Below are 22789 nucleotides of genomic sequence, written 5' to 3'. Positions count from 1 at the left end.
CTATGGCCAAAACCGTTCTGATCACCGGGGCCAGCTCAGGTCTCGGTGAAGGGATGGCGCGCGAGTTTGCTGCGCGCGGATACGATCTGGCGCTATGCGCCCGACGCACCGAACGTCTCGACCAGCTACAACAGGAGCTGACACGCCAATTCTCGCCCATCCGGGTCGAGGTCCGGCCCCTGGACGTGAACAACCACGACCAGGTCTTCGAAATCTTCCGCAGCTTCCGGCAGGATTTCGGCAGGCTGGATCGTATTATTGTCAACGCCGGCATCGGCAAGGGGCAGCCCCTCGGTACCGGTCACTTCAATGCCAATCGGCAAACCGCCGAAACCAACTTCGTCGCCGCCCTGACACAGATGGAAGCCGCCATGGAAATTTTCCGCGAACAGGGTCGTGGAGACCTCGTGGTCGTTTCTTCGGTTTCGGCCGTGCGCGGCATGCCCGGAAACGTCACCACCTACGCCGGCACCAAGGCGGGTATCGCAGCCCTGGCCGAAGGCCTGAGGGTGGAACTGGTCCGCAAACGCTCGCCGATCCGTGTCAGCACGCTTTATCCGGGCTACATTCGTACTGAGATCAACGAAAAGGTGAAAAATACACCGTTCATCGTGGATGCCGTCACTGGCTGCAGGGCCCTGGTCAAGGCGATAGAATCGGAGAAAGCGGAAGCTTTTGTACCCGGCTGGCCCTGGCGGCCAATCGGCTTCATTATGAAACGGTTACCTGTGTCCCTGCTCGCGCGTATGGTCTGACCCAAGCCACCGAAACGGACTGACGCAGATCCCGACAGATGCAGGGAACGTATCTGTAAGTGACGACTCTGAAGTGAAAGAAGCCTGACACCGTTGGGCCGATCAAGATGCGCCACGACTTTTGACCAGGAGGTCGCTGCCATGGGTCGAAAGCTACGACCGGCAATGCACCCACTGATGCTGGGCTTTTGGCTGATTTGCCTCGGCCTGGGCTTTGGTCTGTCCATTCATTCCCTCGCCCAGGACGACAGTCCGTCCGCCGATAGCCAGGGCACCGCCCACGTGCTGACCATCAACGGGGCTATCGGACCAGCCACCATGGATTACCTGCTGCGCGGCCTGGAACATGCGGAAGAGCAGCAGGCCCGCCTCGTCATTATCAGGATGGACACCCCTGGTGGCCTGATGACGTCCATGCGCGACATGATCAAGGCCATACTGGCCTCACCTGTCCCCGTAGCCACCTACGTTTCGCCTTCCGGCGCCCGCGCTGCCAGCGCGGGTACCTATATTCTTTATGGCAGCCATATCGCCGCCATGGCGCCGGCCACTCACCTGGGCTCCGCAACTCCAGTCCAGATGGGCGGTGTACCCGGCCAGGATCAACCGGAAGAGAAAAAGCAGCCCACCGATGGCGAAGAAAGTGGCGACGGGCAGGGCAGCGAAGAAAACCAGGAGAGCGCGCCAAGTGGTAGCGCCATGGAGCGTAAGGTACTCGAGGATGCCGTGGCCTACATACGTAGCCTGGCAGAGCGACACGACCGTAATGCCGACTGGGCTGAGCGCGCCGTGCGCGAAGCGGTGAACCTGAGCGCCCCGAATGCCCTCGAGCAGAACGTGATCGACGTGATCGCCGCCGATATCCCGGAGTTGCTCAACAAGATTAACGGGCGCACGGTCGTGATGGCCCAAGGCGAACGGACCCTGCAGACGGCCAACCTGGCCCTGGAACGCTTCGATCCGGACTGGCGTACGCGCCTGCTGTCCGTGTTGACCGATCCCAACGTGGCCTACTTCCTCATGATCATAGGCTTCTACGGCATCATCTTCGAGCTGGCCAACCCCGGCAGCCTCGTTCCCGGCGTGATCGGCGCCATCTGCCTGGTGCTTGCCCTGTTTGCCTTCCAGGTGCTGTCGGTGAACTATGCCGGCCTGGCCCTGATTCTGTTGGGACTCGCGTTCATCGTTGCCGAAGCCTTTATGCCCAGCTTCGGCATCTTAGGGTTAGGTGGAGTCATCGCGTTCGTGGTCGGATCGGTGATCTTGATGGACGGCACCCACCAGGCGATTTCCCTACCGGTTATCGGCGGTACCGCCGCTGTTGCGGCAGGCTTCATGCTGTGGACCGTGACCCGCTTCATGACCGTACGCAAGCGCAAGGTGGTCAGCGGTGTAGAGCAGATGGAGGGCGAAGAAGGCCTGGCCCTGGATACATTCACTGCACAGGAAGACCAGTACCGCGGGCACGCGCGCCTTAATGGCGAGCGTTGGAACGCCATCAGCAGCGCACCCATAGAAAAGGGTCAGACGGTCCGCGTCGAGAAGGTCGAAGGCCTGACGGCCGTCGTCATACCGTTGAACGAAACCACGACACATACTGCGTCGTCCTAGCGGTCTGTTTGAGCAAGGGCTTACCAACCGTCGAATTGGAGGGAACACCATGCTGGGCAACCTGATACCTTACGTCGCACCGATCATCCTGGTGCTGATCATCCTCGGCGCTGCCATCCGCATCCTGCCGGAGTACGAGCGAGGGGTCGTCTTCTTTCTCGGGCGTTTCCAAGGGGTTAAAGGACCGGGGCTGATCATCGTGATTCCGGTGATCCAGCAAATCATTCGTGTCGACCTTAGGGTTATCACTCTCGACGTTCCCAGTCAGGACGTCATTTCCCGTGACAACGTCACCGTACGGGTCAACGCCGTGCTCTATTTCCGGGTAGTGGATCCGGAGAAGGCCATCATTCGGGTGGAGAACTTTGGCGCCGCCACCAGCCAACTGGCCCAAACAACGTTGCGGTCGGTGCTGGGCAAGCATGACCTGGACGAAATGCTCTCGGAACGGGACAAGCTCAATGAGGACATCCAGGAGATCCTCGACGCCCAGACCGAGGAATGGGGGATCAAGGTGGCCAACGTGGAAATCAAGCATGTTGACCTGAACGAATCCATGATCCGGGCCATTGCCCGTCAGGCCGAGGCGGAACGCGAACGTCGGGCCAAGGTGATTCATGCGGAGGGCGAATTGCAGGCCTCGGAGAAACTGGTCGAGGCGGCGAACGTCATGTCCACCAATGCCGCGGCGCTACAGCTGCGCTATCTGCAGACGCTGGCCGACATGAGCAACAACAACAGTTCGACCATTGTCTTCCCGCTGCCGATGGACATCATGGAGAGCTTTGCCAACCGTAAATCCCCAGCGAGCGGTGGCGCCGGTGGCAAATCCGGAGAATCGGGCACATCCTGAACAGGCGCTTGTCGGCCGGCCGAAAAGTGCAAACCTTATTCAGGACGTAACAGACACAAAAAAAGGCCGGTTGAACCGGCCTTTTTGCATCTGTCAGAGCAGAATTACTTCTGGCTCGACTTCTGCAGCATACGCTTAGCACGCTCGTTTGCTTCTTCAGCGGAACGCTGCGCCTGCATGGCTGCGTCCATCGCTTCTTCTGCTTTCTCATAAGCAGCGTTAGCGCGGCTCTGAGCTGCGTTGGCAGTGCTCAGTGCGTTGCTTGCAGTCTGCTCTGCAGAATTTGCAGTTGCTGCTGCATCATCCATAGCGGCCTGGTTGCCTTGGCTGGCACAACCAGCAGTCAGAGCAGTAGCCAGTGCAAAACCTGCGATCATCAACTTACGCATTCTCGTTACCCCTTATTGATGTTTATTTCTTCCTAGACTGCAGAAGTCTTACGGAACCAACTCCCTGTAAGTCCCTCATTTTGGACAGCGAACATCCAAATCGTCTTCGACAGTGTAGAACACTGCGTTACGAATAGTGAACTATAGATGAGTCAATGTTGTTCGCCAATTACCGGTTCGTAACACGTCGATTAAGGTTACGCGTCAGGGGAGTATACGTATAGGAGTGCCGTCCTGGACCAGGGACCAGATTTCATCCATGGCTTCGTTGTTGACGGCAATGCAACCGTCGGTCCAGTCGAGTCCGGCATAGGCGAAGGCCATATCGCCGGCTTCGTTGGGCAGACCATGGATCATGATCTCACCGCCGGGGTCCAACCCCCAGGCTGCGGCCAGTTCCCGGTCGCGATCGTTGGGATAGGAAATGTGCAAGGATTTGTAGAAACGGCTACCGGCGTTACGCCAGTCAAGGGTGTAGTCGCCTTCGGGGGTGCGCTCGTCGCCTTCCCAGAGTTTATGACCCTCCGGATTGTCACCCAGGGAGATACGGTACGTCCGCACCTGCTCATTACCTGCCATCAGGTCCAGACGACGCTTGGCCTTGTGCACCACCACGCGATCGATTTGCAGGTGGCCGTGTTTGGGCGTGGCATAGTTGGTGTCGATCATCGCCAGGTTCTCCGCCAGGACGGCGCCTGGAGAGCACAACAGCGAGAAGAACATCAGTACAGGTAGAACTCGAGACAGCATGCGACAGCCCGGCAGATTGCGTAAATTTAATGCGTTTTGTATAGCACAGCCGCAGGTTACGTTCGACACCTAATCGTAACCCTGGGATCTCTGCTCGTAATAGGATGTATCACCCTAGCGACCCATGGCCTGCAGACCCCACGCTATCACGGAGCTGCATATCGAAACAGGCGGCGTCCAGCATGCCGTCGGCGATGAGTTCCAGCCGGTTGGCAGCCTGGGGACTGATCGGATAGCGCTCGAGAACACCATCCACGGCATTCAAAGCGAGCCAGCCCTGTTCGGTCCGGAGAACGCCCTTGGCCCTCGCCAATCGCGATTGCGCCAGCAAAGCGTAGAGCCGGGTCGTTTCGAACCGGGTTTCAGGCTCGATCACCCATCCCAGACTATAGTAGCCATCGCCCTGGTTGGCCCAATGCTGCCACGGCCGATTCCCGGTCACGGCCGGGTTATGGGGAGCAAGTGCCGTGTGACTATGATCGTGCCGGTGGGCATGCGCATCGGCAGCTACAAAGCTTGGAACACCGGCTGAACCTTCGAGCCAAGCCGGATCAAGCCGACCGTGATGAGTCTGGGCCAGATGGCGTTTGGGCGGCTCCAGCGCTTCTGCCCAGGTCCAGAATGCCGCCACCTGTTCGGCGCTGCAAAGATCGGTCTTGTTGGCGACCAATACGTCACCCGCCGCCACCTGGTCCTGGAAATGCAGGTTTCCAATGACTCTGGGGTCTTCCAGGCGCCTCGGGTCGACCAGGCAGATATTGGCCTGCAACGCCAACACATCGCGGTAGAACTCACCTCCGAGGGTTTCGAGGATCTGCGCCGGGTGACCCAGCCCAGTGGGCTCGATCAGCAGCCGATCAGGCTGGGCCTGGCGAATCAGCATATTCAGGCCCATCTGCATCGGCAAACCGGCCACACAGCACATGCAGCCTCCGGGAACTTCCCGTACTACGGCGCCCTGACTGGCGAGCAACGCACCGTCGATACCTACTTCACCGAATTCGTTGACCAGCACCGCCCAGGTTTCATTGGCCGGCTTCCTCTGCAGGAGATCAAGGATAGCCGTGGTCTTACCGGCACCCAGGAAACCAAGGATCAGGTGAGTGGGAATGCGCATGAAAAGAACTCCGGACCGAAAACGTTACACTATAACATTTTTTCCAGTCATAAAATTCAGGGCCGCCAGCCGCACATGATCAGCGTCGCCAATTCCCGAAATCAGGTTTTCCCGTGACTCGCATCGTCCATCTTCAGGCCCACCTTGGTCACGCGGTCGGCTTCGGTATCCCTGGCCACGAGGGTGACCGGTCCCAGCACAACCCGGTCGCCCACCACCGGATGGCCTTTGGTGCGTCGAGCAAAGCAATCGGCCAGGGACAGGTCCGGCGGCAGCTCGTCGAACTCGATGCCATAGACCTGCTCCACGTCACCCAACAGTGCATCGCCATTCAGGACGAAGTCGCCGAAGAAGGCCCGTTCCATCAGGTGGCTAGGGGGCTGGCGACCACTGAGAATGTGGCCGAGATCCGTGAGACTGTCGGACAGGGCGAATACCGCCAGCACGTCACCGCGCTGCACCATTGTATCTTCCGAGGGCGCCAGACACTGACGATTGCGGAAGATGCCGGCCAGAGCCGCATTGGCCGGCAAACGCAAACGACCCACTGGACGCGGGTCTTCCCAGCGTTCCCCACGCAGCGGAAACAGCATCAGCTCATGGTCGCCGGCAGCCGAGACATCCAGCGGCAGCCGGCGATAGGGTTCTTCAGGCGCCGGCACTTCCAGCTTGAGCCAGCGGGCGATCCGCGCCAGTGAGCTGCCCTGGACAAGCAGCGACACCAGCACCACGAAGAAAGCGATATTAAAGATGAGCGGCGCTTCGGGCAGGCCGGCCATCATCGGGAACAACGCCAATACGATCGGCACCGCACCCCGCAGCCCCACCCAACTAATGAACGTCAACTCGCGGCGATTGAAACTGAATGGCCAGAGCGTGGCGAAGACAGCCAGGGGACGGGCAAACAGGATCAGGACCAGCGACAGGACCAGCGCACCGCCGGCCAGCGGCATGAGTTGACTGGGGTTGACCAACAGCCCGAGGATCAGGAACAGGCTCATCTGTGCCAGCCAGGCCAACCCGTCGTGGACCTGCAGGATCATCGGCATCATCCTGACCGAGCGGTTACCCATTACTACGCCCGCCAGATAAATCGCCAGGAAACCGCTACCCGAGAGGGCATTGGTTGCGGCAAATAGCACGATCCCGGCCGCCGCTACCAGTAGCGGATAGAGCGCCGGCATCAACCGCACCCAGTTCACCATTCGCACCATCAGGCGACCGCCCAGTAACCCCATGACGGTACCTATCCCGAATTGCTCTACCAACAGCCAGAGGCTGCCTATCAAACCCGATTGCTCCCGGGTCATGATCGCCAACAGCATCAAGGTCAGGAAAATCGCCATCGGGTCGTTGCTGCCCGACTCGATTTCCAGGGTAGCGCCGACCCGCTCGTTGAGGTGCAAACCCCGACCCTGAAGCAACGAGAACACCGCCGCGGCGTCCGTGGACGAGATGATCGCGCCAACGAGGAAGGCCGTCATCCAATGCAGGTCGAATAACCAGTGGGCCGCCAGCGCTCCAACGCCGGCTGTAACCAGGACGCCGACAGACGCCAGCAGCAGTGCCGGTTTCAGGCCCACGCGGAAGGTCTCTGACCGTGTCCGCATACCACCATCCAGCAGGATCACGGCGAGGGCCAGGTTCCCGACCATAAAGGTCAGTTCGAAATCGTCGAAACGGATGCCGCCGGGGCCGTCTTCCCCCATCAGCATTCCCACGCCGAGGAATATGAGGAGAACCGGCATACCAAGCCGGCTGGAAAGTGGGCTGAGAAGGATGCTGACAACCAGCATCAGGGCGCCGATCAGGGTAAGGGTTGGGTCCATGCTATCTCCAGTCCATTCAAGGGCATGATAGCAGGTCCCACAACGAGAACGAGTCGTCCTGGAGGGAGAACGGCGTAGTTTTAAGCGATGGGTTCCATCGGCGCTGCCATGACCTGGTTGCGGCCATTCGCCTTGGCTTCGTAGAGCAATGCATCCAGGCGTTTGAAGGCTGCTGGCATGCCCTCGTCGGCCAAAACCTCAATGACGCTGAAGCTCGCCGTCACCCGCAGATCGGAAGGCATGACGAGTTGGCGAAGCCGATCCAGCAGCATTTGGGCCAGCTCATGGGCGCCCCCAAGATCCGTGTCCTCGCACAAAACCAGGAACTCCTCCCCTCCCAGGCGATAGACGACATCCGTGGAACGTACGTCTTTGCGCAGCATGCGTCCCAGGCGGATCAGCGCCTCGTCGCCCATGTCGTGGCCATAGGTGTCGTTAATATGCTTGAAATGGTCGATATCGAGCATAATCAGGGAGAAGGACACGCCCTTGCGCTGGGTACGGGCAATTTCGCGCTGCCAGTGGGTTTCCAGGTGACGGCGGTTGAAGGTGCCGGTGAGTGGGTCGATAGTCGCCTGTTCACGCAATTGCAGTTCCAACTTCTTCATCTCCGTTACATCGGAGATATAGCCGTGCCACAGGGTACTTCCATCATTGAGTCGACGTGGCCGGGATTCCCCCCTGACCCAACGCTCGCCATGCTCCGGCAGTTGAACGCGGAACTCGATAACCCAGGGCACCAGCCCCTGGCGCGACTTCTCAACAGACCTCTTGACGGCCTCAATGTCCGACGGATGAACCCTTGCCAGCGCCGTCTTTGCACTGCGATTGGCCTCCCGGGGCGATACCTCGAAGATTCGCTGTACACCGTCGCTGATATACGGGAAACAGCTGGTACCATCCGGACGCATCAAGTACTGGTAGATCGCGCCGGGAACATTCGCCGTGAGGTTCTGCAACAAGCGATTGTTGTCTTCCAGCGCATCGACAGCGCGAAGGTAGTCGGTCATATCCACCGCAATACCCAGGTAGCCTGCAGCCTCACCACCCTCATCGCGCATGACGGAAAGAGTCAACTGGACGATACGGCGTTCGCCGTCTTTACGTACGTACGTCCAACGCTGGGAGCGTTCGAAACCCTGTTCGATGCAGGCGACAAAAATATCGAAGCCCTCAACCCTGCGTCCGGCATTCTCCGTCAGTTGCTTGGACCAAACCTGCAATTCTTCCGGCTCATGGAAGACGATGGGCGTTTGCCTGCCTACTACTTCGTCCGCTTCATAGCCTAGCAATCGCTCCGCACCCCGATTGAACAGGGTAATCGTCCCATGTGAATCGCTGCTGACGATGGCCACATTTTCAGCCGACTCGAGGATACCGAAGAGAAAGGTGTTCGTCTGTCGTAACTCTTCGGTGCGCTCGCGCACCATTCGTACGGCTCGCGAACGCTGAACCAGTAGTAAAGCGAGGTAGGCTGCCGCGAGGCCTGACGCGACGATACCAATCAGCCATACAGCCCACTGTGTCGGGCGTGGTGCCCAGTCTTCAGGATGCCTCGGCAAACCCACAACCGTCACGGCGCCATCGGCAACTTCGACTTCGCGAACGAAGGAGAGCGACGCGGGGATACCTCCTGGCGGCGGAAAGCCTACGCTGTGGCCCGAGCCGTTGCTTATGAATTCACTAAAGTACAGATCGATTTCAGCACTGTTGCCATGCACCTCACTAACCAAGGCCGCCAGGTCATTGAGACGTAGCCCCAAAGCCACAAAGCCCCGCAGACTGCCGTAATGGCGATCGGCAGCAGAAACACCCTCTCCCTGGTGAAATACTGGCGAAAACACCAGAATGCCTGTCTTGTCATTCGGGTCGTCCAGCGTCCGGATACCCGCGACCAACACGGCGGCGCCGGTGGCCATGGCCTGCTCGTACGCCTTTACACGCGTGGGTAGGTGGCTGGTATCCATACCCACCAGATCGGCGCCGGGAACACTGGTTTTCTGGTATGTAATAGGAAAGTGGCGCGGAACATCGCCACCACCCAGAGGTTCAACGGAAGGAGGTAACCGTAACCGGTACTGGTTATCGTAGTAGCGGGCCATCCGGTCAAGGTAACGGTCCAGATGACTGGCCGACACATTCTCGGTCCAGGCCATGGTCATCTCGACATGGCCCGAAAGGCGCGTCAATGCCTCGAATTCCTGACGGGTGAGTTCAGATTCCAGGGTAATGAAACGGCGTAAGGCATCGAGTTCGCGAAGCTGCGCATCGATAAGCTGCTCGACCAGAAGAATGCGCGAGCGAGCCGCCTGATCGAACCGGGATTCCACGATCTGGAGTTCCGCCTCGGCAGCCTGCCGGGCGAGAATAAATGTCAGCAGAACTCCTGCAGCAAGTACCAGCAGTACCGGCCATCCCTGGACCAAAGCGCGGCGGAAATTCAAGCGCGAAGCAATGGCCAAGTTACACTCTCGAGAATGGATAAAGACAAAAGAAGTCTAGCACAGCAACTGCGGGGCAAAGCCTTGCCTGACAAGAGTTGACAATCTATATTGGCTGCGTGCCCAGCGGGTGTAGCTCAATGGTAGAGCAGAAGCTTCCCAAGCTTACGACGAGGGTTCGATTCCCTTCACCCGCTCCATCCTCGCTCCTGGCAACTGCAAGTCGTCCCATAGCTCAGCGCCGTCCCTTACCACGACTGGATTGCATGCAAATCAAGCGAGCGGCTTTTCAGTTCAGTTCCGTCCATAGCCTCTTGGTTCTCACATCCAATTACTAGAACAAGGTCCCGCCGAACCTGGCCTTTATTTGGTGCATTGATCAGTGTACTGATCTTATTTGGACCATAGAAGGAATCAAAAAACGACTCACCCGGAAAATAACTGAAAATAATTTATCTCTAATAATCAATAATATATACAAATAAGAATCCAATTTCACGCGTCTGGCACAGCTTGTGTATGCAAAGTGTATAAACACACAAATGCACGCGAAAACGCCATGACCCAAATTCCCGACAACCGGTACCGACGTTTTGAAAACCTTCGACTCGAAGGCGTCGCCCGTCTGGGGGACGTGGTTCCCGATGTCCATACCCGGCTCTTGCTGCATGCAGGGCCTCCCTATATGGCAGGTCCCTTGCCGGCCCCGGTCCGTAACGCTGCCATAAACGCCATTCTTTTCGAACGTCTTGCGGACAGTGCGGAAGACCCCGCTGCCATGCTTGACCGAGGGGATTTCAAACTGAGTCCCGCCCAGGATGTCGGCGTAACTACACCGCTGGCCCAGGTGGTCTCGGCGTCGATGCCCGTATTCGTCATTGGCGATGGCGACCGCCATATATACGCCCCTCTGGTTGAGGGTGCACCCCCAGCTCTGCGCTTCGGCTCGCCTGACTCACAATGCGTCGACAACCTTCGACTGCATGCGCGTTTCGCTGCCCTCGAGCTGGCGGCTTCCCTGGACAAACACCCCGTTCCACTCGCCAGGGTCATTGAGTACGCCCTGGCCAACGGCAACGACTGCCATACGCTAACGGACCAGGCTAACCAAGCGTTGCTGAGCCACGTGAGTGACCTCTCCAGCAGTTATCGCACGTTACTGGAACAGAGCCCGGGGTTTGTTCTACCGGTGCTGATGGGCGCCTGCGGCTGGCTGTTGCGTTACGGCAACAGCCCCATCTCCGCGGGTGGCGGCAATGGCCGGGAGTTCGGACTTCGCCTGAAAGGCGAGAGTCATTGGCTGACGACAGTCGCCGAGCCGCCAACCGGTCCAAGGTTCCCCGCTCAGGCCGGCAAGACTGCCCTTGGGGCCATCGGCGACAGCGCTGTCATCGACCTATGCGGCCTCGGTGGCCAGGCCCTCGACTGCGCGCGCCCTCTGGCGAACGAATGGCGGGACCTGCTCCCCGACGACTGGGAACACCGCCCCGATGCCGTGCTTGATGCGAACACCGGGGTCGTCAGCCCCGCAGAGGTGGTTCGCCACCAAACACCGCCCATCATCAACCTCGCACTGGTTGGGGCTGATCAGGACGGCGGCATACTCGGTAAGGGCTTTTACCTGCCGCCACTGGCCCTCTTCCAGCAGTTGGCGGCAAGGATGGCCCAATGACGATCCATACCTTTCGACTTCACTGAGATCCTGGAGCACTCCCGACTTTCCCCGTTCTGCGCGCATACCTCCGGGGAAGGTCCTGGGCAGCCAGGTGATCGAATGCTTCCCCCGTCTTTTCAGGCTGGCCGGGGAAAACAAACAACAACCATGTCTGAGAAAGCGCCAACCAACACATCGTAAAACACGAGAGGAACGACCCATGTTAAGTACAAAGCGCTTACTGGCCTCGCTGCTGGTCGGTACCCTGGCATCCACCCCGGTCTTTGCGGCCGATCCCATCAAGATAGGGGTCTCGCAGCCACTGACCGGTTCGGTGGCCGCATCGGGCAACTACGTGACGAACGGCGCGAAGATTGCGGCGGCTAAAATCAACGAAGACGGCGGTCTGCTGGGTCGCGAAGTGGAGTTGATCATCGAGGACAACAAGTCCAACCCGCGAGAGGCGGTTAACGCCGCCGAGAAACTGATCCTGCGGGATGAAGTGCCCGTCATCATGGGTGCCTGGAGCTCCACGTTTACTCTCGCCACCATGCCCAAGCTGGAGGAGTACGGCGTGCCGATGGTGGTCGAGACCTCGTCATCGAGCAAGATCACCAAAGCAGGCAACCCCTGGGTGTTCCGTATCGCTCCCACATCAGAGATGGAAGCCCAGGCCTTCGCCAAGAAGCTGGAGACGTTCGATCCGCCCATCAAGAAAGTGGATTTCCTATCCGTGAACAATGACTGGGGGCTCGGCGCGTCCCAGGAATTCGAGGAGATGTTCAAGGAGCATGGCATTGAAATCGGCCGCAAGGAGACAGTTGCTCCCTCCGCCGTCGATCTGTCCGCTCAACTCTCGGCCCTGAAAGATACCGGTAGCGACACGCTGATCATGACCTCCGGTGTCGAGCAGCTCACCCTCGGTATCCGTCAGGCGGCGGAGCAGCAACTGCCGCAGCGCATCGTCACGACAGGCGGGTCATTCCCGGAACCCCTGCTCGAATCGCCAGGGCCGGACGGCTACACCAGCACCCACCTCCTGTTCTTCTCACCGTGGACGGCGGACAGCGCGGTCTATCCCGAGGTGGCAGAAGGCTTCGTCAAAGCCTGGAATGACGCCGGCTACTCCTTCCCGGGCCTGAGCGAAGGGTTCCGTGGCTATGACGGCATCATGACCATTGCCGCCGCCATCAAGGATGCCGGCGCCGCCGAACCGGAGGCGATCCGTGATGCGCTCTGGGGCGTCGAGGTCAAGGGCGTCAATGGCGACATCAGCTTCGTCAAGGACGGCCCGGAAGGCAAGGAAAGTGGCCAGAACGAGCCCAACGTCTACGTCGTTCAGCTCAAGGACGGCGAAGTTTCCGCTCAGTAATTCTTAAAAACCATGCACGCGGGTCCGTTCGACGGGCCCGCGTGTGACCGCCAGAACCATCTCCGGGAGCGGGCAAGTGGACGAAATCTTTCAACATATCGTCAATGCCATGGTGCTGGGCTCGACCTATGCGCTGCTGGGCATTGGCCTGACCATTATCTTCGGCATCATGCGCGTGGTGAATTTCGCCCATGGTGAGCTTTATACCCTGGGGGCCTATGTTGCGTATGGCATGGTGGCCCTCCTTAAGCTGGACTTCTTTTCCTCCATCCTGGTCGCCGCAGCCGTCGGGATGCTGGTGGGCGCCCTCATCGAGTTCGTTTTCCTGAGACGCAAGGACCTCAAAAATATCGATGAAGTGATGCTCATCATGATCGGCATCATGATTGTCATGCAGAACCTCGAATTGCTGGCCTGGGGAGGCGTTGCCAAGATCATCCCCACGCCGTTTTCACAGGAGCCGATTTCGTTCGGTTCGATTTCGATTGCACCCACACGCCTTTTCGTCTTTGGGGTGGCCGCAATCCTCCTGTTTATTTTCTACCTGGGCATCGAACGAACCCGCTTCGGCCTGGCCATCCGTGCGACATTCCAGGACCAGGATGCGGCGAGAATCGTCGGCGTGAACGTCAAGCGCATCTACACCCTGACCTTTGCCCTGGGCTCCGCCATGGCCGCAGTCGCCGGCGCGCTGCTGGCGCCCATGTTCGTCGCTACCCCGATGATGGGCGACCTGGCGAGCCTGAAGGCTTTTGCCATCGTCATCCTCGGTGGACTGGGCAACCTCGGCGGTGCAGCCCTGGGGGGCTTCCTGCTCGCGTTTATCGAAGAGTTCGGTGCCAGCTACATCTCCAGTGCCTACCGTGACGCGTTCGGTTTCCTGGTCATCATTATCGTCATGCTGTTCCGCCCTCAGGGGCTGTTCTCGGTCAAGGAAAGGGTGGGCTGATATGAACTGGACCCTGTTTTTTGTCTTTGTGGTTGTGCTCTGCCTGTTGCCCGTGGTCTGGCCCGACCCTTATGTGCTTTCAGTCATGGGCTCGGCAGGCATTATGATCATCGCGGCCATCAGCCTCAACCTGCTACTGGGCTACACCGGCCAGCTGTCCCTGGGCCACGCGGCCTTCTTCGGTATCGGCGCCTACACCAGCGCATTGATGTCGCTCGGTTTCAGCATCGACCTGGGCTTCGGCCTGACCTGGCAGGTGGACGCCAAACCTGTCTGGATCGCCTTCCTTACGGCGATTGTCGTCACCGGCTTCTTCGGTTGGCTGGTGGGCAAGCTGGCATTCAAGGTCCGCGGTGCCTATTTTGTGGTCATCACCATCAGTTTCGCCCAGGTCATGCGGATGATTTCGCTGAACTGGACCGACCTGACCGAAGGCCCCATGGGCCTGATATCGATTCCGGCACTGACACTCTGGGTGCCCGGGGAAGGCATCATCTCGCTCACCTCCAAGGCGGCCATCTACTGGCTGGTACTGGCCATCGGTATCCTGGCTTACCTGCTGGTCGCCATGTTGGTCAACTCCCGCCAGGGCCGCGCCATGATTGCCCTGCGGGAGAACGAAACCCTGGCCACCTCAGTCGGGATTCCGGTGACCTATTACCTGGCCCTGGCCACCATTATCTCCGCAGCGATCGCCGGAGCCGCAGGTGGCCTCTACTCGCACACGGTCCGTATCATCGATCCCGACGTCTTCCTGTTCATCTACACGGTCACCATGGTGATCATGGTCATTGCCGGCGGCAAGGGCACCCTGGGCGGCCCGGTGATCGGGGGCCTGATCTTTGGCTTGATGCCCGAACTGCTGCGGGGTGTCGTCGGGCCGGAAGTCCAGTGGGTGATCTATGGCGTCACGATGATCGCGATCCTGCTCTTCCTGCCGAGAGGCCTGGTGCCTGCCTTTTATGATTTCATCGCCTGGCTGCGCAAACCCGGCACGGAACAGCCGCGCAAGTCCAAATCATCACTGGTCCAGGGAGCGAAATCATGAACAGCGCGACCGAAGCCGACCAGCCGGGCCGCACCGTGCTGTCACTGGACGGTATTACCATGAAGATCGCCGGCCTGGTGGCACTGGACAACGTTACGTTCAGCATTCCGGCGGGCCAGATCGTCAGCCTGATCGGCCCCAACGGCGCCGGCAAGACCACCGCTTTCAACGTGATTTCCGGGTACATGCCGCCCACGGCCGGCAGCGTGCATCTGTTCGATGCGGATATCACCGGCCACTCGCCCCATAGCATTGCCTCCCGCGGACTGGTGCGCAGCTTCCAGCGGACCAGCGTGTTTGACGATCAAACGGTGTTCGACAACCTGCTGACCGCCTACCACCTGCAGGGCCGGGCTTCACTGCTGCAATCGCTGCTCAGGTTAACGGCCTTCCGCAAGGAAGAAGCCGAACTGCGCACCAAGGTGGACGGCATGCTGGATTTCCTCGACCTGCGCCATCGCGCGGATGAACGGGCAGGGTCGCTCTCCTACGGCGAGCAACGCATCCTCGGGGTTGGAATCGCCCTCGCCGCCAGTCCAAAGATCCTGCTGCTGGACGAGCCGGCAGCGGGACTGAATCCGTCCGAAACCGATGCCTTCAAGGCCATGATCCGCCGTATCGGCGATTCGGGCGTAACGGTGCTCCTGGTGGAGCATGACATGCATATGGTGATGTCGATTTCGGACCATATCGTCGTACTCAATCAGGGCAGGGTCATTGCCGAAGGCGATCCTCAGGCTATCCAGACCAACCCGGATGTTATCGAAGCCTATCTGGGCTCGGGGGTGAAACGTGCTCAAGCTTGAAAACGTAACGGTCTGCTACGGCGCCACCGTGGCGGTGGACAATGTATCCATGGACGTGAATGAAGGGGAATTCGTGACCCTGATTGGCGCCAATGGGGCCGGCAAGTCCACCACGCTCCGGGCGATCAGCGGCCTTGAGCCCGTGCGCAGCGGCCGCATCCTGTTCGAGGGCGACCCGATCCAGAATGCCGCGCCGCAGGACATCATTCGCCTGGGCATCGCCCATTGCCCGGAGGGCCGACGGGTCTTCCCCCAACTGACGGTTCGGGAAAATCTGGAGATGGGCGCCTTCCGGCGCTACGACCGCCAGGGTATCAAAGCGGACATCGACCGCATGCTGGGCATGTTCCCCCGCCTGGCCGAGCGGATCCGCCAGTCAGCTGGCACGCTCTCCGGTGGTGAGCAACAGATGCTGGCCATTGCCCGGGCGCTGATGTCACGTCCCCGTCTGGTGATGTTCGACGAACCGTCCCTGGGACTGGCGCCGAACTTCGTCGAGCAGGTCTTCAAACTGGTATCGGAAATCTGTGAGGGCGGGACGACGGTCCTGATGGTGGAGCAGAATGCCTACGCCGCGCTGGAACTGTGTGACCGGTCGTATCTGCTCAGTACCGGCGAAGTGATGCTCAGTGGTACTGCGGAAGAGATGCTGGCCAACCCCGATATCCGGCGGATCTACCTCGGAGGGGAAGCCGCCAGCGCCTGACACGAACGGCCCGCCACGCGGGCCTTTATCCTGCCTCAGGGCAACTTCAGTGACGCCCGGCCATGATCGTTATTGGCGCTGACGATCTTGCTCATATAGCGGATGAAACGTTCGCGCTCCGCTTTGGTCAAGGGTTCTATCGTCCGTTCGTGGGCGCGGCGGGCGCTGTCCTCCACCTCCGCCAGCAGCGATTCACCAGCAGGCGTCAGGCGTGCCAGCTGACGGCGGGCGTCTTCCGTACATTTGCGCCGCTCGATCCAGCCGGCCTTATCGAGCCTTCGCAATACTTCCGTCGTCGTGGCACGGTCGATACCGACCCGCTGACCCAGCCGTTTCTGATCCAGCTCGTCCCCCTGCAAAGCCGTCAGCACACTGTATTGGACCGGCGTTAGCCCATAGGCTTCGCACTCATCATGGAACAACGCCACGTGAATCTGGTGAAGGCGGCGGATCAGGAAGCCGGGACGCTCCGCGAGAATACCGAGGCGGTCCTCCGGCGCCATCTGCGATGCACCGGCCTTGGCTGTCTTTGGCATGGGCGGAACCTCTATTTCCTTGTCGGGGCCTAATCTAAGGGGCCGTCATTGTTACCTATACCGACCCGCCAACGCCAATTCATAAGTCTATACCGGCGTTAGAAAATACGCCGCAGCCAACGCCTTAGCGCCATCCAGGCAAGCTGGAAAAGCCCCAGGGAGCGGGTCTCCAGAGGCGCCTCACCGGCCATGTGACGATCAAAATTAGCCTGGAACTGTTCAATCAGCACACTAACGATTTCTTCCACCAGGCCGCCCCGACTGAACTGGGCCAGGGCACCACTCATCTCAAAACTGATGGCGACCGTCATCTGGCATTGGGCATCACCCGCCGCCTCCAACTGAAACGACAGACTACCCTTGGCTCTGGAGTTGGAACGGCTGTCCGAACCCTGGCCGTCCACCCGGCCTTGCCAGGTGTCATCGTCGAACGTCGCGGTCCCTTCACCAGCAATACGTGCGGCCACGGGGCCCAGCTTGACGTTGAAGAAGCCAGCAAGCGTACCGTCGTCGTCCAGGCGGGTCAGCTCCGCGCCGGGTAAACAGGCAACGACGGAGGGCAGCTCGTCACGCAGGACGGTCCAGACGTATGCCGGCGGATGGGGCAGCTCGAACGTCGACTCGATACGACGCCCATTACCGTCCACCTGGCTACGGGTTGCGGCCCGGCCTGCTGCGGATGCGCCTTCCTCGACCGGTATGGCATCGAGATCACCGAGATCCAGTGTTTCCAGCGCCCCCACCGGGGCGACTTCGGGTTTCTCGTCCTGATAACTGGCAAGCACGCGCTGGATCGCCCGCACGATACCGACGTAGCCGGTACATCGACATAGATTGCCGCTCAACTCGTAGCGGATTCGCTCATCGTCGATCGTCTGTCCGGCAAACCGGCGGACGATATCCTGGGCCGTAATCAACATGCCCGGGGTGCAAAAACCGCATTGCAACGCGTGCTCGGCCGAAAAAGCCTCACGCAGGCGAGTCATCACCGGATCGTCGTCGTAGGCCTCTATCGTACGGACATTGCTGCCCTCGCAGCCTACGGCCCACGTCAGGCACGAGCGTACCGGACGCCCATCCCTGACCACCGTACAGGCCCCACAGATGCCCTGCTCACAGCCAACGTGGGTGCCGGTCAACAACAGATCCTCCCGCACGAAATCGGCGAGGTTACGCCGCGGCTCGACATCCAGGGGCACTGCCCGGTCGTTGATGGTCACGACTTTACTGTTCATGGATCTGACTCCGCTTCAACGCCTTGTTCATCACATGCAGGCGAACCGTGATATCCGCCTCGTCCATATCCGGGTACCGTTCGGCCAAGGCGCCGCGCCACGACTCCTGATCGAGCGCATCGCTGCCCGCCAGCAGCAAGGGCGCTCCCGGCAGTGCGCCGAAAACGACGCGTTGTCCATCCCCGTTGGCGGCACGAAACACCGCCCCCATGGCGTGAGCCAGCTCGCCGGTCTTGCGGCACAGCTTGAAGTAACCAAAGCGGCTATCGGCGGCCACATCCGGAACAAACACCGCGACCAGCAACTCGTCGGGTGATAGCGCCGTCTGCATGGCGCCGGTCACGAAATCATTGAGGTACATGCGCCGGGTACTTCCCTGCGACGATGGCCGCTGGAGGATGACCTGTGCGCCCAGGGCCGTCAGCGTGGTGATCCAGTCCGCAGCCGGGTCGGCATGTGCGAGGCTGCCGCCCATGGTGCCGCGACTGCGCACGGCACGATAGGCAATGCCCCGCGCAATTCGCGGCAGGATACCTCGAGTGTTATCGGGCACGAGTCCGTCTTCAATCTCGGCGTGGGTCACTGCCGAGCCGATCAGTACGCCTCCGGTTATTCGTTGGCAGCCACGCAGTTCCCGCAGGATGGCGACGTCCAACAACGCGTCCGGCCGCGCCAGGCGCAGATTGAGCATGGGACCGAGGGACTGACCACCCGCGATGGGTCGTACCTCCCCGGCAGTCATCTTCTGGCAGGCATCGGCAAGGTCATCTGCCCGATAATAGTCAAACGCCTGGGGTTTCATGATGCGGCCTCCACGGGGCTGGCCTCTTTCTGGGGCGTAACAGAGGCCCGGGCAATCGCCCGCAGCAAACGCTGCGGTGTCACCGGCACCTCACAGATTTCCGCGCCCAAGGGGCTGAGGGCATCGTTCACCGCATTGACGATAGCAGCGGGCGGTCCAATAGCGCCGCTTTCACCGATACCCTTCTGGCCGAACTCGGTATAGGGCGAGGGGGTCTCCATATGATCGATCTCCACCGCCGGCACTTCGGTCGCCCCTGGCAAAAGATAATCCGCCAGCGTTGAGGCTAGAGGCTGGCCGTTTCGATCAAATGGCATTTCCTCATACAGGGCAGTGCCGATGCCTTGGGCAATGCCACCGTAGATTTGGCCGTCTACGATCATCGGATTGACCAAAACCCCACCATCCTCGACCACCACATAATCCAGTATTTCGGTGGTTCCAAGTTCCGGGTCCACGGCGACCACCACGGCATGACACGCATAGCTGAAGGTGCCACTGTCCCGATCGGCCTTATAACCCAGAGTGACCTCCAGGCCTCCGGAATCCACGTTATCGGGCAGGTGCTGGGGTCTGAGATACCAGGTGCGTGCCACCTCTTCCAGGCTGACAGTCCGCTCGTCCTGGCTATTCGATACGATGCCATCGCCGACCGTGACTGACTCCGCCGGCACATCCAGCAGGCAGGCCCCGATATTTGCCACCCGTTCCGCCAGCGTTCGGCAGGCCCTGGCCACGGCGCCGCCTGCCATAACCATGCAGCGGGATCCCCAGGTGCCGGTAGAATACGGCGTCAATGCCGTGTCGCCATGAATGACCCGGACACGATCCGTGTCGATACCGAGGATTTCTTCGGCCACCTGGGCCAACGTGGTTTCCAGGCCCTGGCCGTGGGAATGGATGCCCACCCGCACCTCAAGGGCACCATCAGGGGTCAGGCGCACGACAGCCTGCTCATGGCCGGGCACCATGGGAATGCCCCATCCGGCATAGACCGATGTACCGTGGGCGGATTGTTCACAGAAGATGGCCATACCGACACCGATCAGCCGGCCGTCTTCCTCAGGCGTCTTCTGGCGCTCGCGCACCGCCTTGAGGTCGATGGCTTCAACGGCCCGGCGCAGGCACTCGGGGTAATCGCCACTGTCGAAATGCTTACCTGTAATGTTGTCAAACGGCATGGATTCAGGGCGGATCAGGCATTCCATCCGCACATCCGAGGGCTCGCGTCCCGCCGCTCTTGCCAGGGCATCCATGGTCAGCTCCATGGCAAAACAGACCCCTGTCCGGGCCACACCGCGGTAGGGCAGGATCGGCGGTTTGTTGGTGGCTGTTGACGTGGTACTGCAACGGTAAGCTTTAAAATCGTAGGGCCCTGGCAGGATACTGGCGACCTGGGCACCTTCCAGGCAGGCGGAAAACGGGTAGGCGGAGTAAGCTCCGGCATCCACCACCGCTGTGGTGTCCAGGGCCAGCAAGCGTCCCTGTTCATCACCGTAAGCCGTGACGCGGTAATGATGCTCGCGGCAATTGGCATTGGCCGTGAGCTGCTCCCGGCGATCCTCAAGCCAGCGGATCGGACGGCGCAAATGCATCGCCAGCCAGGCGGCGCAGACTTCCTCCGGCAACAGAATACCTTTGTACCCGAAACCACCACCTACATCAGGAGCAACCACGCGAATCTGCTCGTGACTGAGCCCCAGGCATTCACAAAGTCCGGTGCGCACGATGTGCGGCATCTGGGTCGAGGTATAGACTTGGAGCTGCTCCAGGCGATTGTCCCAGAACGTCACCACACCGCGGCCCTCCATGGGCGACATACACTGGCGCGACGTACGGTACTCGCGCTCAATCCGTATCGCCGCTTCCCGGCGGACAGTCTCGATATCGCCATCGACCAGGGTGTGCTGGAAAACGTTATCCCCCCAGTGTTCGTGAATCAGCGGTGCCTGTGGCTCCAACGCCTTTAGCATATCCGCTACCGCCGGCAGGGTTTCGATATCGAGGCCGGTTGCATCGATCAGGTCCTCCGCGTCCGCCCGGCTCGTGGCAACGCAGGCGGCGACCAACTCGCCGGCGTAGCGCACCTTATCCCTGGCCAGGACGGGCTGTTCGGACGACTTGAATCCGGGCAGGGCCGAATCGGCCAGGATAGCCTTCACGCCAGCAAGATCGTCAGCCACGAAGACACGATCTTCCGCGCCTGCCGGCTTGGTCACCGTCTTCAGCTTCCCATGTGCCACCGGGCTGCGCAGGAAGGCCAACTCAAGCATGCCGGGAAGGGCCATATCGCCCACATACTCGCCTCGCCCTCTCATGTAGCGATCGTCTTCCTTGCGCACCTTTCTGGCCCCGACCCCGCGGGTCACCATAGCCTTATCAGCCTGCTTGTCTTGCACCTTTGCCTTCCTCCGGAAACCGTCTTCCGAACTCATTAAGAATCAGCTTTCAAAACGACAACTTACTGTTAATAGAGAAAATCAATTCATAAAATTAGTCAGTACACTGTGTATTTTTACGGAATCACTGTATACCATTAATCAGTGTGCTGCATATTTTTTTAAGCCTATCGGCGCCTGGAAGGGTTCAAAGGCACAATCCATGCCTGCCGTCAGAGAAAGAGGAGAACGTTTATGGAAGGCAGACCCTATGATCTGCTGTTAAAAGGAGGCCGCGTCGTCGATCCGGCGCAACGCCTTGATCGCATGCTGGATATCGCCATAAAGGACGGCCGGATTGCTGCTTTGGAAGCCGGGCTGGCACCGGAACTGGCCAGCGAGGTGATCAACACTGAAGACAAGCTGATCGCCCCTGGCCTTATCGATACGCACGCTCATATCTTTGAGCACGTCACCGGTAGTTTCGGGCTCAACCCTGATAGCTGCGGCGTCCGCGCCGGGGTCTCGACACTGGTTGATCAGGGTGGTCCGAGCCTGATGACCCTGCCCGCTTTCCGTCATTATGTCGCCGAACCAGCAGCCAGCCGTGTACTGTGCTTCCTCTCGGCTTACCTGGTGGGTGGCCTCGAAGGGCATCACTACCCACAGCTCTACAGCCCCGAAGACGTGGACGTGAAACGCACTATCGAGATTGGCCTGGCCAACCGCGATCTGGTCAAGGGCATCAAGGCGCATGCGGAAGTGGGTGGCAAATCCCGTTGGGGCATGGAAGTGATCAAGCAGGCACGGGATATCGCACGGGGCATTGGCGTCCCACTTTACATCCACCTGGGCCAACTCTGGCCAGAGGCAGGCAAGGGCATCGACGACCCCGACACCGTGATCGAAGAGCTCGTTCCGCTGATGCAGGAAGGCGATATTCTTGCTCATCCGTTTACCCGACACCCCGGCGGATTTATCTCCTGCAAGACTGGCGAACTCCATCCCATCATCCGCGAAGGACTTGACCGTGGCTTGCGGGTAGACGTCGGCCATGGTTCCCATTTCAGCTTCGAGATGGCGCAGAAAGTCATTGAAGCCGGCATCCTCCCCACGACTTTGGGGGCGGATATGCATGGCTACAACACTGACGCCGGCCAGGTGAAAGCGACGAACCGGGAGTCCAACCCGTTCTTCGGCAAGACCCGGTTCTGTCTGACCCATGCCATGACGGAACTACTGGCCCTGGGCATGCCGCTGACAGATGTCGTAGCTACAGTCACCAGCAACGCCGCCGGGATGCTGGGTATCGACGACGAAATCGGCAGCCTTGCGGTCGGGAAGACTGCGGATATTGCTGTATTGGAGCGCGAAACCGGACGTTTCACGCTATCGGACAACAGCGGCATGACCGTAACAGCAACGGAAGCAATTCGCCCCGTATTCTCGCTGCGCGAAGGGGTTCGCTATGACGTCGACAGCCCCGTCGTGGTTGAGCCGATGGATCTGGCCAGCTGATTCGACATACACGTAGGCACACAGAGCTGCGCTGTGCCGC

The 22789-nt window shown here is 59.9% G+C and carries 19 protein-coding genes and 1 tRNA gene; 11 read left to right on the top strand and 9 right to left on the bottom strand.

All coding sequences use genetic code 11. The features are described 5' to 3' along the window. Positions 1–2: 2 nt before the first annotated feature. The 3 genes from RE428_RS01240 to RE428_RS01230 all read left to right on the top strand — a co-directional run bounded on the left by RE428_RS01240 (position 3) and on the right by RE428_RS01230 (position 3219). Positions 3–755 carry an SDR family oxidoreductase gene (locus RE428_RS01240; RefSeq protein WP_004579366.1) on the top strand — a complete coding sequence of 251 codons (753 nt, stop codon included), beginning with the start codon at positions 3–5 and terminating at the stop codon, positions 753–755. A 141-nt stretch (positions 756–896) separates the two neighbouring features. Further along, the gene (locus RE428_RS01235) at positions 897–2366 is read left to right on the top strand and encodes an NfeD family protein (RefSeq protein ID WP_004579367.1); all 1470 of its coding nucleotides are present in this window, start codon (positions 897–899) and stop codon (positions 2364–2366) included. A 49-nt stretch (positions 2367–2415) separates the two neighbouring features. Further along, complete coding sequence (locus tag RE428_RS01230) at positions 2416–3219, top strand: slipin family protein (RefSeq protein WP_004579368.1); 804 nt, start codon at positions 2416–2418, stop codon at positions 3217–3219. A 104-nt stretch (positions 3220–3323) separates the two neighbouring features. On the opposite strand, the gene RE428_RS01225 is transcribed toward RE428_RS01230, so the two are convergent. The 5 genes from RE428_RS01225 to RE428_RS01205 form a co-directional block, all read right to left on the bottom strand. Beyond that, positions 3324–3608 (bottom strand): Lpp/OprI family alanine-zipper lipoprotein, encoded by a 285-nt coding sequence (locus tag RE428_RS01225; protein ID WP_004579369.1) that lies wholly within the window; start codon positions 3606–3608, stop codon positions 3324–3326. Positions 3609–3812: 204 nt separating this feature from the next. Continuing rightward, the gene (locus tag RE428_RS01220; RefSeq protein WP_051079751.1) at positions 3813–4358 is read right to left on the bottom strand and encodes a L,D-transpeptidase family protein; all 546 of its coding nucleotides are present in this window, start codon (positions 4356–4358) and stop codon (positions 3813–3815) included. Between the two features lie 109 nt (positions 4359–4467). Then, positions 4468–5475 (bottom strand): CobW family GTP-binding protein, encoded by a 1008-nt coding sequence (locus RE428_RS01215; RefSeq protein ID WP_004579371.1) that lies wholly within the window; start codon positions 5473–5475, stop codon positions 4468–4470. 101 nt (positions 5476–5576) lie between these two features. Next, complete coding sequence (locus RE428_RS01210) at positions 5577–7304, bottom strand: potassium/proton antiporter (protein WP_004579372.1); 1728 nt, start codon at positions 7302–7304, stop codon at positions 5577–5579. An 80-nt stretch (positions 7305–7384) separates the two neighbouring features. Continuing rightward, the gene (locus RE428_RS01205) at positions 7385–9766 is read right to left on the bottom strand and encodes a sensor domain-containing diguanylate cyclase (protein WP_004579373.1); all 2382 of its coding nucleotides are present in this window, start codon (positions 9764–9766) and stop codon (positions 7385–7387) included. 105 nt (positions 9767–9871) lie between these two features. Here RE428_RS01205 and RE428_RS01200 point away from each other — a divergent pair. The 7 genes from RE428_RS01200 (at position 9872) to RE428_RS01170 (ending at position 16280) form a co-directional block, all read left to right on the top strand. After that, positions 9872–9945: transfer RNA gene (locus RE428_RS01200), tRNA-Gly, on the top strand. Positions 9946–10304: 359 nt separating this feature from the next. Then, a complete protein-coding gene (locus RE428_RS01195; protein WP_004579374.1) occupies positions 10305–11417 on the top strand; it encodes an oxamate carbamoyltransferase subunit AllG family protein in 1113 nt (370 codons plus the stop codon). A 202-nt stretch (positions 11418–11619) separates the two neighbouring features. After that, complete coding sequence (locus RE428_RS01190) at positions 11620–12771, top strand: ABC transporter substrate-binding protein (RefSeq protein WP_004579375.1); 1152 nt, start codon at positions 11620–11622, stop codon at positions 12769–12771. A gap of 76 nt (positions 12772–12847) precedes the next feature. Beyond that, positions 12848–13720 (top strand): branched-chain amino acid ABC transporter permease, encoded by an 873-nt coding sequence (locus RE428_RS01185; protein WP_004579376.1) that lies wholly within the window; start codon positions 12848–12850, stop codon positions 13718–13720. A 1-nt stretch (position 13721) separates the two neighbouring features. Continuing rightward, positions 13722–14768, top strand: a complete 1047-nt coding sequence (locus RE428_RS01180) for a branched-chain amino acid ABC transporter permease (RefSeq protein ID WP_004579377.1) — start codon at positions 13722–13724, stop codon at positions 14766–14768. Continuing rightward, a complete protein-coding gene (locus RE428_RS01175) occupies positions 14765–15574 on the top strand; it encodes an ABC transporter ATP-binding protein (RefSeq protein ID WP_004579378.1) in 810 nt (269 codons plus the stop codon). The genes RE428_RS01180 and RE428_RS01175 overlap by 4 nt, the downstream gene beginning before the upstream one ends. Beyond that, positions 15561–16280: an ABC transporter ATP-binding protein gene (locus tag RE428_RS01170; protein WP_004579379.1), complete on the top strand. Its 720-nt coding sequence runs from the start codon at positions 15561–15563 to the stop codon at positions 16278–16280. The genes RE428_RS01175 and RE428_RS01170 overlap by 14 nt, the downstream gene beginning before the upstream one ends. Before the next feature lie 35 nt (positions 16281–16315). Here RE428_RS01170 and RE428_RS01165 read toward each other — a convergent pair whose 3' ends face one another. The 4 genes from RE428_RS01165 to RE428_RS01150 form a co-directional block, all read right to left on the bottom strand. Further along, positions 16316–16816, bottom strand: coding sequence for a MarR family winged helix-turn-helix transcriptional regulator (locus RE428_RS01165; protein ID WP_004579380.1), 501 nt, complete (start codon positions 16814–16816; stop codon positions 16316–16318). 98 nt (positions 16817–16914) lie between these two features. Continuing rightward, the gene (locus RE428_RS01160) at positions 16915–18051 is read right to left on the bottom strand and encodes a xanthine dehydrogenase family Fe-S subunit (RefSeq protein WP_004579381.1); all 1137 of its coding nucleotides are present in this window, start codon (positions 18049–18051) and stop codon (positions 16915–16917) included. Then, a complete protein-coding gene (locus RE428_RS01155; RefSeq protein WP_004579382.1) occupies positions 18041–18853 on the bottom strand; it encodes an FAD binding domain-containing protein in 813 nt (270 codons plus the stop codon). Before RE428_RS01155 ends, RE428_RS01160 begins: the two co-directional genes overlap by 11 nt. Beyond that, positions 18850–21252, bottom strand: coding sequence for a xanthine dehydrogenase family protein molybdopterin-binding subunit (locus tag RE428_RS01150; RefSeq protein ID WP_004579383.1), 2403 nt, complete (start codon positions 21250–21252; stop codon positions 18850–18852). Before RE428_RS01150 ends, RE428_RS01155 begins: the two co-directional genes overlap by 4 nt. A 234-nt stretch (positions 21253–21486) precedes the next feature. Here RE428_RS01150 and RE428_RS01145 point away from each other — a divergent pair, with 234 nt between their 5' ends. Then, the gene (locus RE428_RS01145; RefSeq protein ID WP_004579384.1) at positions 21487–22749 is read left to right on the top strand and encodes an amidohydrolase/deacetylase family metallohydrolase; all 1263 of its coding nucleotides are present in this window, start codon (positions 21487–21489) and stop codon (positions 22747–22749) included. Positions 22750–22789 lie beyond the last annotated feature (40 nt).

Source organism: Marinobacter nanhaiticus D15-8W (genome assembly GCF_036511935.1).
GTDB classification, from domain to species: domain Bacteria; phylum Pseudomonadota; class Gammaproteobacteria; order Pseudomonadales; family Oleiphilaceae; genus Marinobacter_A; species Marinobacter_A nanhaiticus.
Note: the sequence above shows the minus strand (reverse complement) of the source record. Positions and strands in the feature narration are given on the sequence as shown.

Coding starts and splice junctions, on each gene's coding strand:
- RE428_RS01240 (WP_004579366.1), top strand. CDS start 3: ATGGCCAAAACCGTTCTGATCACCGGGGCCAGCTCAGGTCTCGGTGAA.
- RE428_RS01235 (WP_004579367.1), top strand. CDS start 897: ATGGGTCGAAAGCTACGACCGGCAATGCACCCACTGATGCTGGGCTTT.
- RE428_RS01230 (WP_004579368.1), top strand. CDS start 2,416: ATGCTGGGCAACCTGATACCTTACGTCGCACCGATCATCCTGGTGCTG.
- RE428_RS01225 (WP_004579369.1), bottom strand. CDS start 3,608: ATGCGTAAGTTGATGATCGCAGGTTTTGCACTGGCTACTGCTCTGACT.
- RE428_RS01220 (WP_051079751.1), bottom strand. CDS start 4,358: ATGCTGTCTCGAGTTCTACCTGTACTGATGTTCTTCTCGCTGTTGTGC.
- RE428_RS01215 (WP_004579371.1), bottom strand. CDS start 5,475: ATGCGCATTCCCACTCACCTGATCCTTGGTTTCCTGGGTGCCGGTAAG.
- RE428_RS01210 (WP_004579372.1), bottom strand. CDS start 7,304: ATGGACCCAACCCTTACCCTGATCGGCGCCCTGATGCTGGTTGTCAGC.
- RE428_RS01195 (WP_004579374.1), top strand. CDS start 10,305: ATGACCCAAATTCCCGACAACCGGTACCGACGTTTTGAAAACCTTCGA.
- RE428_RS01190 (WP_004579375.1), top strand. CDS start 11,620: ATGTTAAGTACAAAGCGCTTACTGGCCTCGCTGCTGGTCGGTACCCTG.
- RE428_RS01180 (WP_004579377.1), top strand. CDS start 13,722: ATGAACTGGACCCTGTTTTTTGTCTTTGTGGTTGTGCTCTGCCTGTTG.
- RE428_RS01175 (WP_004579378.1), top strand. CDS start 14,765: ATGAACAGCGCGACCGAAGCCGACCAGCCGGGCCGCACCGTGCTGTCA.
- RE428_RS01165 (WP_004579380.1), bottom strand. CDS start 16,816: ATGCCAAAGACAGCCAAGGCCGGTGCATCGCAGATGGCGCCGGAGGAC.
- RE428_RS01160 (WP_004579381.1), bottom strand. CDS start 18,051: ATGAACAGTAAAGTCGTGACCATCAACGACCGGGCAGTGCCCCTGGAT.
- RE428_RS01155 (WP_004579382.1), bottom strand. CDS start 18,853: ATGAAACCCCAGGCGTTTGACTATTATCGGGCAGATGACCTTGCCGAT.
- RE428_RS01145 (WP_004579384.1), top strand. CDS start 21,487: ATGGAAGGCAGACCCTATGATCTGCTGTTAAAAGGAGGCCGCGTCGTC.